We start from the raw sequence: 12,585 nt of genomic DNA, 5'->3' as shown, positions 1-12,585 counted from the left end.
TGACTATATATTTAAAAAAACAAATTATGATTTTAGAAGTAGCCGTACTACAAATTATCGAGGGACAACAGTCTAATTTCGAACGTGATTATAAAACTGCCTGCCAGTATATCAGCGCAAGCAAAGGGTATATTACACATTCGCTCCGCAAATGCATAGAAAAGGATAATCAATACATTCTATTGGTTGAATGGGAAACATTAGAAGACCACACTGTCGGCTTCAGAGAGTCTGACTTATTTAAAGAATGGGAAAAACTATTGCATCACTATTATGATCCGTTCCCTACCGTAGAACATTATGAAGTGTTAAAATAGCTTTTTTATCCACCTTTTTTCAATAATATCTACTACCTTTGTAGAAATTTTAAATTCAACTTTTAACCCCTGTGAAGCCTACAGCTTTACAGTAATGCACAGAATAAGATGTATACAAAAGAAAAAGCAAAAGTAAATAGTTTCACGGTAGACCACACCAAGTTGAAACAAGGGATATATGCCAAGGCTTCCAATACCAATAACAGCAACATTGAAAGCTACACGACATACGATATCCGCATGATCAGACCGAATTCTCCGGAACGTATGTTGTCTCCGGAGGTGATGCACACTTTGGAGCACTGTTTTGCAACCGAAATTAGGACAATCTTAGGTGACGAAGTGATCTATGTTGGACCAATGGGCTGTTGTACGGGATTTTATGTAGTCTTAGCAGGCACAGACAGAAGCCCTCAAGCAGTTGCCGAATTGATGAAAGAAGTACTCGAAACGATTTTGACAGCGGGTTATGAGGTACCTTTTCAAAATCCGATCAGTTGCGGAAACTACACGTTTATGGATTTCGATTCCTCAAAACAAGCCTGCGTCAATTTCTTACATTTGATCAATGCAGGAGAACTCGCTTTCGAATACCCTTATATTGAAGAAAACTAAATGATCCTTAACAAAGAGATTGAAACAATCATTCTGGTAGCAAATAAAAATGAATTATCTTTTACTACCGACAATAAATCGACCATCATCTATGAAATAGGTGTTGGGAAAGTGAACGCACTCTTATCTGTGGCAACGCTATATGAGGAGATCAAGGCACTGGGTATTACCCCGGTTCTACTCAATGTCGGCACAGTCGGATGTACACGGCACCCAATCGGTCACGTACTGTATCCAAATTACTATGCCCAAGGCGACGCTTATACTGATGGATTCTTTTTGGAAAACACGCTTTTATTAAAGGGTCAGGGTTCAATAGAATCTGTTTCCGGGGCGGAGTTTAATTATGCGGACGCCCTATTGACATCAGATCGTTTTATCAATGTAAATACAGCATTCTATCAAGATATTAAGCACCTGAATCCTTTGGCTTTTGATATGGAAGCTTACGCACTTGCAAATTTTTGTTTTCTCAAAAATCTCTCTTTTCACAGTGTCAAAATTGTTTCTGACAACTGTGATGGTACCGTAAAAGACTGGGAAAGCATTCTTGGTGAAATTTCCGGTCGATTGGGAAAAATATTGGATGAGTTTGTGAATGACCGACTCCACAAAGAAAAAATAAGCATACCTAGTATTTCATAATAGTGAATACGCAGAAAAGACTTAAAGCGCTTGCTTTAGGTCTTTTTTTTTACTCTTCCACACCCTATTGAAAGATCAAAACAGGTCAAGATCTGCGCTGCATAAATTTCTCATTCCACATCAACGTATAAAATTAAAATCGCGATTATTTGAATTATTCTAAACTATTTCCGGCCATGGCTTGTTCATATAACTAGATTAGGTACCCATCGTTATATTTATTATAACTCTTCTACACTGCAAATAAATCGATCTAATACTTTTATGAAGAATAAAAAGAAAATAATAATTTCAAATAGGCTGCCGATACAAATAGAACGAAAAAAAGACAAACTCATCATCAAACCAAGTACTGGCGGTTTGGCCACCGGCTTGAATTCTGCATTTGATTCCAGCGAAATCCTCTGGGTAGGCTGGCCGGGAATAGTTCCCAAGGATGATGCTGAAAAGGAGAAAATCACCGAATTGCTCAAACCGATGAACCTGCTACCAGTTTTCCTTTCAAAAGAAGAAATCCGAAATTTTTATGAGGGTTACTCCAATGAGGTCCTCTGGCCGATCTGCCACTACCAGCCGAGTTATATACACTTTGATCGGGAATACTGGTCCACTTATGTAGCGGTCAATAAAAAATTTTGCGAAACGGCACTATCCATACCGCAATCTCCAGATTTTATTTGGGTACAGGATTACCAGCTTATGCTGCTCCCGCAACTTTTACGTCAGGAGAACAAGGAACTCAATATTGGCTATTTCCATCATATACCTTTTCCTTCAGAAGAGCTTTTTATGAATATCCCACAACGGAAGGAACTGATTGAGGGCCTCTTGGGAGCTGATCTCGTTGGCTTTCATACATTTGCAGATAGTCAAAACTTTCTGAACTCCTGCAAGAAAATATTAAATGTGCCCTGTGGTCACAATCAGCTCAAACACAAAGACAGGCATATATTCATCGAATCTTTTCCAATGGGGATTGACTACGATAAGTTTGTCCATGCCAGCTCCCTTCCGGAGGTAAATGCCATCGCGACGCAATTTCGCAGTCATTTTCCCGATCAGAAAATAATCATATCTGTAGATCGGCTGGATTATAGTAAGGGAATATTAGAAAGATTACGTGCTTTTCTCACTTTCCTGGAAAAATATCCGGAATCACATTCAAAAGTTGTATTGTATATGCTTATTGTTCCTTCCAGAGATAAAGTATCACAGTATAAGAAACTAAAAGATGAAATCAATCGAAAAGTAAGTGAGATAAACTCCATATATGGTAATCTAAGCTGGACTCCGGTACTTTATTTTTATAAATCTCTTCCATTTGAAGAACTTATAGGTCTATATCTGGCATCAGACATTTGTATGGTTACCTCGACGAGGGATGGCATGAATCTCGTGAGTAAGGAATATATTGCCAGCAACACCCGTAGCAACGGGGTATTGATCCTCAGTGAATTTGCGGGTGCTTCAAAGGAGTTGGTCGATGCACTCATCGTCAACCCTTATAATCGGACGGAAACTGCCGACAGCATCTATCAGGCACTTATAATGTCCCCCGAGGAGATTCACGAGCGCTCAGAAGCCAACCGTCAAATTATACAGAAATTTAATGTGCAGCACTGGGTCCGTTTGTTTATCAGCCGCTTGGCGGAAACAAAAGCGATACAACGTGATGAATGGGCACGACGAATTTCCGACAAGGTATTTAGCAGTATTGCCGAACGTTACCGAAAAAGCCACAACAGGCTGTTTTTTTTAGATTACGACGGTACGCTCGTCAAATTTCAAAATCATGCTCAGAAGGCAAGTCCTACCGTCCTCCTATACAATTTGCTGGATAGTATAATCGCTGATCCGCTCAATACGCTCGTCATCATCAGCGGTCGTGCACAGGAAAGTCTTTCCACTTGGTTCGATGGGCGTTCCTATTATTTGGTTGCGGAACATGGAATCTGGTCCAATTTTCCAAATTTCAACTGGGCTTATAAAAAAGGACTAGCCCTCCACTGGATGCCGGAAGTCAAAAAAATCATGGAGAAACTCGCCGATCAGACTCCAGGCGCCTATATAGAAGCCAAACCGTATTCCCTGGCATGGCATTATCGTAAAGTGGAACTTGGACTCGGAGAACTTAAAGCAGCAGAATTGAAAGAAATTTTAAATCCGATGTTGAATGACTATGGGCTGCAGCTTCTCGATGGAAATGCCGTTATTGAAGTAAAAAATACCGAGGTCAACAAAGGAAAGGCGGCATTAGAAATTGCCGGTCATATCAAAGCTGATTTCCTCTTGGCAATCGGAGACGATATCACCGATGAAGATCTTTTTAAGTATTTACCACAATCAACTATCAGTATCAAAGTGGGCAGTAATAAATCCGCAGCAAAATATTATTTAGATCAACAGGAAGATGTACTTCAATTTTTAAATCAACTTATTATAAAACAATGAAGGAAAATACAACAGTAGACAGACATATTTATCAAACCGGTATCATCGGCAATTGTTCCTATATTGCTCATGTAGGCATCGACAGTAACATATCTTGGTTATGTTGGCCGTCCTTCGAAGATAGTTTTATATTTGGCGGTCTATTGGATAAAAGTCAGGGAGGGCGTTTTATCATAAAGCCAGAAGAGGATATTGTTGAAACCAAACAATATTATATCAAAAACTCCAATATACTCTGCACGGAAGTCCATACCGAATCCTTTGCTTATCGCATTACGGATTTTGCGCCGCGGTTTGAACAATTCGGACGCTATTTTAAACCTTTGATGTTAATCCGCAAAATAGAACCGCTAAGAGGCGCCCCAAGCGTCAATATCCAATGCCAGCCGACTGGAAACTACGGTCGGAATACCTTAAAACCTACGCGGGGAAGCAATCATATTCTGTACAGTAGCGCTGAAATTGGCGAACGGATACGCTTGACGACAGACGTGCCCATCTCCCATTTTTTTCAGGATGACAATTGGACGATTATTAATGAAAACAAATATCTTATATTGACCTATGATGCGGCTTTCGAATCTGCCATTGCAGGTACCTGTGAGGATTTCCTTCAAAAAACATTGGGGTACTGGCAACGCTGGATAAAACATTGCAGTATTCCAAATATCTACCAAAAAGAAGTGATCCGTTCGGCATTGGTGCTCAAATTGCACCAATATGAAGATACGGGTGCAATTATCGCCGCTTCGACCACGAGTCTCCCCGAATTTCCAGGCTCCGGAAGAAATTGGGACTATCGCTACTGTTGGGTACGCGACAGCTATTATGTCTTGACCGCATTGACACATATTGGTCAATTTGAAGAAATGGAAAGCTTTGCGAATTATATCGCCGGCATTACGCATCATAACCCAGGAAGGCTGCAACCCTTATATGGTATACTCGGAAATTCGGAACTCACCGAACACATCCTTCCCTATTTAGATGGCTATCAAGACAGTGGTCCGGTCCGTATTGGCAATCAAGCGTTTGAACATATCCAAAACGATGTATATGGCCAAGCCATGATTGCCCTACTCCCCTTATTTACAGATCAACGCTTTAAAATCCACGAGAACAAAAATGTATTGGGTTGGGTAAATTTTATTCTGGAAAAAATTGAGGCAACCATAGATGAGAAAGACGCCGGAATATGGGAGTTCCGAAATTTTGCCAACCATCATTGTTATTCCAATCTTTTCCAATGGGTAGGCTGTAAAGCGGCGCTACTTATTGCCCGTCAAAACGGCTATCAGGATATGGAACAGCGCGCAACTGTACTCCTCGAAAAAGCGGCCGCATATATCGAGGCTTGTTATGACGAAGAAAGAAAGGTCTACCAAAATGCCTTGGATAGCAAAAATTTAGATGCCAGTACCCTGCAATTAATTGTCATGGACTACTTAAATCCTAAATCCACACGCGCACGGCAACATCTTGAAGCGCTGGAGAAAGAACTTAAAGGGGAAAATGGACTCTTTTACCGTTACAAACACCAAGATGATTTCGGTAAACCCAAGTCTACTTTTTTAGTTTGCGCATTTTGGTATGTAGAAGCGCTAGCTTGCGTGGGAAGAGTCGAAGAAGCAAAAGAAATTCTGGAAAAATTGCTTACTTATAGTAATCATCTGGGACTGTTTAGCGAAGATGTCACTGAAAATAATGGCAGCCAATGGGGTAATTTTCCACAGGCCTATAGTCATGTAGGCTTAATGAATGCGGTGTATCGACTCGCCATTAAATTAGACAAACCAATCTTCTCATTATAAAAAACAAAAATGCGGCCAATAACTAATTGACCGCATTTCTTCTCATATGTAAGTTTAAAACGTAAAACCAAACGCTTACATTTTATCTAACCAATCTTCCACTTCCTCTTTTGTCTTTCCGGTTTTCTGCTGCAACTTACCTAACAACTCATCTTCCTTGCCCTCTGCATATAACAAATCATCGTCGGTCAAATCAGCATATTGTTGCTTTACTTTACCTTTTAACTCGTTCCAACGTCCTTTCCATGTTAAATTACTCATAATACTCTTTTTTAGTTCAAAAATGAATTGATATATATTTATATTAAGTTTTCTTTATATTCATTGAAATGATCACAAATTTCATCCATCCCAATACTCTTTCCCATTAAATCAATAAAACGATTCTTATAGAGTGAAAATATATACAGACCTGTCGCAATATTCCCGATAACGAATATACCTTCAAGTTCATTGCTCCTGACAATCTTATCTTTTAGATGACACTCTTTTAGCAAAGGAATAGTATACGAAGACCATTTCCCCATTCGATCCTTAAGGACCAATCCGATATCTTTTGTTCTAGCCATTGTTTTTTATCCTTTCTGATCTGTATATAGAACAGTAGTCAGCGATTAAATGTTTCAAAGTTTGACTGGCTACTGGCAGAACAAGTGTTTTTATGCCGAAGACAGGTATTTATACTTACAAAAAAAGTTTCCACCCCAACTGGGGTGGAAACGTACTGTTAAGATTGCTAGTTCTATTGATTTTATCTTTTTCCCGGTAAATAGATCTGGAAGCCCACGCCTACCCCAAGACCGCTGGCACCACTGCCGGTATTGATACTGGCTTTGCTATAGTTATAGCCGAACGTTGCTTCCAAAGCCACCGTTCGTGTGATAAAATGGGCATACCCAACATTTGCTCCTACGGCCAAAGAAGCACTTTTGCCGATGGAACTTCCGGAAATACCAATATCACCTTGTCCGAAAAAACGGCCTGTAGACGATCCAGCGTTTGGAAAATAATAACGTACAAATGGCGCTATACCATAGGTCCATTCGTTATCTTCGTCCTTTTTTGTATGTAATCCTAGGTTTGCCTGAGCACCTATTGCCAGCCCGTCAGATACAAAATAACCAGCACGTGGCTGGAGTGCAGCATTAAATGATTTTCCTTCAAAACTATAGCCCAGACTTCCGATTGAACCACCTACCATCCAATTGCCCTGACGAATAGGCTCAATACCGACTTCTGATGCCATCTGCGGTGTGGTTTCAATCTTCTGTGCATTTGCCTGTAAACAAATGCCGCCTGTAACGAATAAAAGTAGTGCAAATTTTCTCATAGTATCTTTTTTAATAAATTACTTTAATTTAATAACAAGATGCATGATTGAAAAGTTTTGTATTTATTATTAATTTCATTTTTGATGTAGAAACAATCTTATCCATATAATAACAAACCTATTTCACATAAACACAACCATTCGAATCCGATAATTGTTCTTTTTAAAAAAGGAAATAGAAATATGAGAACAACAATTCATTTTCGTAGTGGTATGCCATTAAAGTTCGAAGATGCTTTCTTGCTTTTGAACGAGATAGACCCTATCGGTAATAATCCGGGCACAGATAAAGGCATACCAGTCCGTAGACCTCCTAGAGTTCCTGACCTGGAAGAGGTGACACCTGACAAATACTATCCGGAAAACGCGGAAGGCCCGGATCCCACAGAGGAAGAACAACGCGACAGAGATGATCTGGACCACATAGATCCGGACCACGAAAAACATCCAGAGAAGCCGGATCATAAAGAGGAGGATATCTATCCTCTCGATTCAGATCAGGAGGAGGACGTCGAGGAAAAAGGCTTATAATCAAAAACTAGAAGAAACGTTATGTCTAAAAATCATGGTAAACAGATCAAAGATGACGCGAAATATGAAGCTTTGCGCCGTGAAGGTTACAGTAAAGAAAAATCTGCCCGCATAGCCAATACGCCCGACTCGGGAAAAAAAGGCGGAAAAAGCACAGCGCTGGATGAAAGAAGTAAAACAGAATTACTTGCGGAAGCCAAGAAAATCGGAATAAAAGGCCGTCATAAAATGACTAAGGAGAGCCTGATCAAAGCGATTCGCGCCTAATAAAAAACTCCCTACGTAACGGGAGTTTTTTATTAGTGGGTTCTGTTGAGTCGCCGATGGCAAAACTTAATGTTTGACATGCATTGAACTATCCTTTTGAGCAGAGTCCAGTAAGGTTGTATCTTTCTGCATACTCATCTTCTGTTGCTCACTTAAGTTATACCTTGTTTCATCGGCATTATTTGGAGTTATATTATCTGATTGTTCACTTCCCTCCGTATTATCTCTCGGAGAATTTTTACAGGAAAACAATGTTGTGCTACATAGTAGCCCGATTCCAATAATAACCATTAATTTTTTTACCTCTTTCATATGTAATTTATTTTATGTGCTGATTCTTAATAAAGGAACCCCCTTCATTAAACTTTAGTTCAATAAAATTGAAAAACTGTCCGGGTTGCCCCAAAACCTGGACAGTATGGGGTATTAAATAACAGTGACCTATATCCGTAATTAAAACATTTATTAAGGAAATAAATACCCGTTTGAGGGGCCACAAAAAGAGCGTAAATCTATTTTATTGGTATACTATTTTTTGAATAAACCGTCTTTTTTTGTAGCTGATAAGCTACAATGTATAAAATTTCCGGTATACGTATTTTCCGCATTTAGCTGTTTAAACAAGGGTATACATTCCAATTTTGGCAAAAATTAGCACTCTAATTGCACCGATATGTTCGGAAATCAATCAATTTAAATAAACGATAGATATCATGAACAATTCCAATTTAAACTTGCTATTCGAAGAAAAAAGAAGTCTATTAAAACATTTCGCAGGAAAATTTACTACTGATCCTGACGAAAAGGAGGATTTGATTCAAGAAACACTTATTCGTGCATTGAAGTCGATCGATGACTTTATTAAGCATCCCAAATTAATGTCGTGGCTGTATGTTATTATGAAGAATGTCTATATTAACCAATATCGCAAAGCCAAAAGAACCAGTGATATCCATGAGACCTATATAGGTTTGGAAGCATACAATACGACAGAAGCGAATAAAGGTGAGAATAAATTCGTATCGGATGATATTGAGAAGGCCATGTGCGGTCTTTCCGAAGACAACTATCAGATCTTCCAGTTATTTTTGGAGGGTTACAAATATCATGAAATCGCGTCTTATTTTGGGATGCCGGAAGGAACCATAAAGACGAGAATTCATATGACTCGCAAGAAACTGCAAAAACAGTTAAAAGTATATCGAATCCAATAAAACCAAAAGTTCTTTTGAATGTTAACATAGTAGAGTTTTTCACATTAATTTGACAATACATTAAAAAACAGCTATATGAAATCTAAAAAAACGGCATTCAATCAGCAGTATTTACCGATTTTGCTGATTATTTGTGGCGGTCCTATAGGCAAAGGAAATAACAAAACGATCGTTCAACCAGAGGCGGCCAGCTCTATAAACAAAAAACAAACCAAGAGCAACCTGGAAGAGGAAAAGAAACCTTCCTACTCAGGTAAAACAAAATAAGATCTGCATCAGCTAAAAAGAGACCGCTTTATCTGAATAATGCGGTCTCTTTTTAGCTGAATGTTTCGATAAATCAACGAGTCATGACAAGCGGACTTCTATTCTCTTCTGTTTTGCCAGACAATTTTACCTTCGAGCAGCATTGCAGGGTGTATCTTTTTTTAAAGGCATCCTGGAAGTTACCAAAGGGTAAAAATACGCATACTGCTATTTTTTTCAACGGAACAGCTCCGGCATAAGTTCTTAGATTGAAATTAAATCAGATATCTTAAAACGCTAAAATAAATGGAAACGATAACAATAAATGATAGCACATTGATCAATGATCTCATACAGATCAACAATGATCGCATCGCCGGGTATAAGAAAGCAATTGAGATTGCCGACCGTCTTCATATCGACACCTTAAACCCTATTTTCGTTGATTATATGAATCAATCCGAACTATTTATTGAAGAGCTTAAGCCTTATCTGGAACAGCACGCCAAAGCAGCTACCGATGGTACAATGATCAGCGGTAAGCTTTTCAGAATATGGATGGACATTAAATCTGCCGTCTCTGGCAATGACCAAAAAAGTCTGCTTTCAAGTTGTGAACAGGGGGAAGATGCTTTTACAAAGACCTATAAAGATGTTGTTGACAATCAAGATTGGGAAATCACGCACGACCTCCTCCTGCTGATCGAAAAACAGCTGGCCATACAATTGGAAGCACACGAATACATCAAAACACTAAGGGATAAAGGATTATAATCACCTATCGTCCAAATTAACCATAAAGAGATCCTTACCTTATTTGTCGATAATGAGGATCTTTTTATTATTCAACGGCATATTATTATTCAACGGCATAAGTTCAATAATTGTTATCTCAATAAAGCGTCTATATGAAGATCAAAAATAAACAAGGCTATACAAGGCGAAAGATTAGAAAAACCTTTAAATATTTTGATAACTCAGGCCAAGAAATTACGGATCCAAAGATATTGGAAAGGATACATCATTTGGTCATTCCGCCAAATTGGAAAGATGTCTGGATTGCAAAGAGTGCAAGAAATGATCTCCAGGCCTATGGTTTTGACCAGAAGGACCGCAAACAATATATCTATCATCCAAAATTTGTCCATCAAAAACAAACCGATAAATTTAGACATGTGCTCTATATGGGTCAGTACCTTCAGGATCTTAGAAAAATAAGCTCCCGACATTTGAAACATAGGGACTGGACGATGGAAAAATTATGTGCAATTGCTTTTAAAATAATGGATAGTACGCTTATACGAATTGGCAATAAGCGTTATACACTGGAAAACAAGTCGTATGGTCTCAGCACCCTTGAAAAACGGCATGTCAAGATAACGGACAATACCATCACATTCGCTTACAAAGGAAAAAAAGGTGTTTTCCAGGAAAAGACCTGGCGAGACAAACTACAGGCAAAATTACTTGGCGAGCTGCTCCAGCTAAAAGGAAAAAACCTATTTCAGCTCGATAAAAAAATAGGCAAAAGCAATTTTTGCGGACGCACTTTTAATGCCTATCTGCGTAATCATTGTCCAGGACAGATCACCTGTAAAGATATCCGTATCTGGGGAGCCAGCAGAGAAGCGTTCGATCTATTATCCCGATCAAAACAGGGAGATGATCTAAACACGCGAAAAAAACAACTAAATGAGGTAATAAAGACGGTCGCCAAACAATTGGGCAATACCAAAACTGTATCACAAAATTATTATATCCATCCGGTTATACAACAGGTATATATGGAAGGAAAATTCCCTTTCATCAAAGAAAAATTGACAGGGAGTAAGCTCGAATATAAACTATTTCGCTTTCTGTTAAAATATAGCTAAACCCTTAGCGTCCAAACCTGAACCACTCGGACAGGGGATGTTTCTTATTTTCCAACCAATGGGCGACCATTTCCATTGCAGTGACCGAAAATGTAATTCCATTGCCCCCAAAGCCACAAACGAAATAGGTGTTTTTAAATAGCTTATGTTCACCGATATAGGGTAAACCGTCTTTGGTCACGCCAAAGGTTCCGGCCCAGCTAAAATCTGTGAAAAAAGGCCTATTGAAAATTTTGTGAAAAGATCTTTCCAACTTATCGGTCTTTTTAGCGATCAATGCATCACGCTTTTGCGGGTTACGAAATTCCTCATCTTCGCCACCGATCAAAAATCGACCATCATCGGTCGTCCGCATGTAAAGATAAGGATCGGAAGTATTCCAGATCAATAAGTCTTTATATCGCTGATAAAGAGACGGATTCACTTCAGATACGATGGCAAAAGTGCTGAGTAAGTCCACAAATTTTTCTGGGATTACCCCTACTGTCTCATAACCGATACAATAAATTATTTTTTTTGCGCGGATCGTTGCACCTGTAGATACCTCTGCCGTATGGCTGCGCAGATTGCTTTTTACAGAAATAAGCGCTGTCTTGTCAAAAACTTCCAATCCATGCCTGACATTGTGGGTCAGCAGTTCGTGCGCAAAACAAAAGGCATCTATACTAGCCCCTTGTTCGGAGAGTATTCCGCCGTAGGCTTTGTCGAGATGGTATCTGGTTTTGATTTCATCCTCGTCAAGCCATTTAACTTTAAACCCAGCAGCTTTCCGGGCATCAAATTCTTGTTTTAGCCAAGTAATATCCTTTTTGCGCGAAGCATAATATAATGAATCCTTTGTCCGAAAACCAGCTTTGGATCCGATCTTGCGTGAAAGCAATCCGATATTGTCTATTGCTTTACTACAAGCTTCATAACTGGCTATGGCACCTTCCTCGCCTATTAATTCCATTAATTGATAGAGCGGGGTGTCGATCTCGTATTGCAACATAGATGTTGTCGCCGCCGAACTCCCATTAACGATTTCCCGCTTGTCAATCAGCACGCATTTCTTTCCCATTGATATACACTGGTGAGCAATCAGCGCGCCGGTGATTCCGCCGCCAACAATTAAAACGTCGCAGACCTTGTCCTCACGCAAGGCGGGATAAGTTGCCAGGAGTCCATTTTTTATTAACCAGAAAGGTTCGTTTGATTTTAAATCCATATTGTGAGATAAGCAATGCCCATATAACCAATTTCAGAAAGAAAAGTTTGAATTACTTCGTCGGGCGTGGAAAGGGA

The 12,585-nt window shown here is 39.3% G+C and carries 16 protein-coding genes; 11 read left to right on the top strand and 5 right to left on the bottom strand.

Features of this window, described 5'->3' with window-relative positions:
- The first annotated feature begins 26 nt into the window (after positions 1 to 26).
- From G6053_RS12975 to G6053_RS12955, 5 genes are all read left to right on the top strand, one after another.
- A complete protein-coding gene (locus G6053_RS12975) occupies positions 27 to 317 on the top strand; it encodes an antibiotic biosynthesis monooxygenase (RefSeq protein ID WP_104382017.1) in 291 nt (96 codons plus the stop codon).
- A gap of 108 nt (positions 318 to 425) precedes the next feature.
- Positions 426 to 932: an S-ribosylhomocysteine lyase gene (locus tag G6053_RS12970; protein ID WP_108631822.1), complete on the top strand. Its 507-nt coding sequence runs from the start codon at positions 426 to 428 to the stop codon at positions 930 to 932.
- Positions 933 to 1,577 carry a hypothetical protein gene (locus G6053_RS12965; protein ID WP_108631823.1) on the top strand — a complete coding sequence of 215 codons (645 nt, stop codon included), beginning with the start codon at positions 933 to 935 and terminating at the stop codon, positions 1,575 to 1,577.
- 264 nt (positions 1,578 to 1,841) lie between these two features.
- A complete protein-coding gene (locus G6053_RS12960) occupies positions 1,842 to 4,028 on the top strand; it encodes a bifunctional alpha,alpha-trehalose-phosphate synthase (UDP-forming)/trehalose-phosphatase (protein ID WP_165306691.1) in 2,187 nt (728 codons plus the stop codon).
- Positions 4,025 to 5,839, top strand: coding sequence for a glycoside hydrolase family 15 protein (locus tag G6053_RS12955; RefSeq protein WP_108631825.1), 1,815 nt, complete (start codon positions 4,025 to 4,027; stop codon positions 5,837 to 5,839). The genes G6053_RS12960 and G6053_RS12955 overlap by 4 nt, the downstream gene beginning before the upstream one ends.
- A gap of 75 nt (positions 5,840 to 5,914) precedes the next feature.
- Here the strand turns inward: G6053_RS12955 and G6053_RS12950 are convergent, their stop codons facing one another.
- The 3 genes from G6053_RS12950 to G6053_RS12940 form a co-directional block, all read right to left on the bottom strand.
- On the bottom strand, positions 5,915 to 6,100 hold the full coding sequence (locus G6053_RS12950) for a CsbD family protein (RefSeq protein ID WP_104382022.1): 186 nt from the start codon (positions 6,098 to 6,100) through the stop codon (positions 5,915 to 5,917).
- Between the two features lie 38 nt (positions 6,101 to 6,138).
- Positions 6,139 to 6,408: a hypothetical protein gene (locus tag G6053_RS12945; RefSeq protein ID WP_165306690.1), complete on the bottom strand. Its 270-nt coding sequence runs from the start codon at positions 6,406 to 6,408 to the stop codon at positions 6,139 to 6,141.
- A gap of 182 nt (positions 6,409 to 6,590) precedes the next feature.
- Positions 6,591 to 7,169: a hypothetical protein gene (locus tag G6053_RS12940; protein ID WP_108631827.1), complete on the bottom strand. Its 579-nt coding sequence runs from the start codon at positions 7,167 to 7,169 to the stop codon at positions 6,591 to 6,593.
- 183 nt (positions 7,170 to 7,352) lie between these two features.
- On the opposite strand from G6053_RS12940, the gene G6053_RS12935 reads away from it, so the two are divergent.
- Positions 7,353 to 7,700, top strand: coding sequence for a hypothetical protein (locus tag G6053_RS12935; RefSeq protein ID WP_165306689.1), 348 nt, complete (start codon positions 7,353 to 7,355; stop codon positions 7,698 to 7,700).
- A 21-nt stretch (positions 7,701 to 7,721) separates the two neighbouring features.
- Entirely contained in the window at positions 7,722 to 7,967 is a 246-nt protein-coding gene (locus tag G6053_RS12930; protein WP_165306688.1) for a Rho termination factor, read from the top strand.
- 66 nt (positions 7,968 to 8,033) lie between these two features.
- On the opposite strand, the gene G6053_RS12925 is transcribed toward G6053_RS12930, so the two are convergent.
- Complete coding sequence (locus G6053_RS12925; RefSeq protein WP_165306687.1) at positions 8,034 to 8,279, bottom strand: hypothetical protein; 246 nt, start codon at positions 8,277 to 8,279, stop codon at positions 8,034 to 8,036.
- Positions 8,280 to 8,680: 401 nt separating this feature from the next.
- Between G6053_RS12925 and G6053_RS12920 the strand changes: the two genes are divergently transcribed.
- The 4 genes from G6053_RS12920 to G6053_RS12905 all read left to right on the top strand — a co-directional run bounded on the left by G6053_RS12920 (position 8,681) and on the right by G6053_RS12905 (position 11,301).
- Complete coding sequence (locus G6053_RS12920; protein WP_108631831.1) at positions 8,681 to 9,181, top strand: RNA polymerase sigma factor; 501 nt, start codon at positions 8,681 to 8,683, stop codon at positions 9,179 to 9,181.
- A 75-nt stretch (positions 9,182 to 9,256) separates the two neighbouring features.
- Complete coding sequence (locus G6053_RS12915; RefSeq protein WP_108631832.1) at positions 9,257 to 9,448, top strand: hypothetical protein; 192 nt, start codon at positions 9,257 to 9,259, stop codon at positions 9,446 to 9,448.
- Positions 9,449 to 9,733: 285 nt separating this feature from the next.
- Positions 9,734 to 10,201 (top strand): PA2169 family four-helix-bundle protein, encoded by a 468-nt coding sequence (locus tag G6053_RS12910; RefSeq protein ID WP_108631833.1) that lies wholly within the window; start codon positions 9,734 to 9,736, stop codon positions 10,199 to 10,201.
- A gap of 134 nt (positions 10,202 to 10,335) precedes the next feature.
- Positions 10,336 to 11,301: a DNA topoisomerase IB gene (locus G6053_RS12905; protein ID WP_108631834.1), complete on the top strand. Its 966-nt coding sequence runs from the start codon at positions 10,336 to 10,338 to the stop codon at positions 11,299 to 11,301.
- 4 nt (positions 11,302 to 11,305) lie between these two features.
- Here G6053_RS12905 and G6053_RS12900 read toward each other — a convergent pair whose 3' ends face one another.
- Positions 11,306 to 12,508, bottom strand: coding sequence for an FAD-binding oxidoreductase (locus tag G6053_RS12900; protein WP_165306686.1), 1,203 nt, complete (start codon positions 12,506 to 12,508; stop codon positions 11,306 to 11,308).
- Between the last annotated feature and the right edge of the window lie 77 nt (positions 12,509 to 12,585).

Origin of the sequence: Sphingobacterium sp. DR205 (assembly GCF_011064245.1) — a bacterium.
GTDB lineage: Bacteria > Bacteroidota > Bacteroidia > Sphingobacteriales > Sphingobacteriaceae > Sphingobacterium > Sphingobacterium athyrii.
Note: the sequence above shows the minus strand (reverse complement) of the source record. Positions and strands in the feature narration are given on the sequence as shown.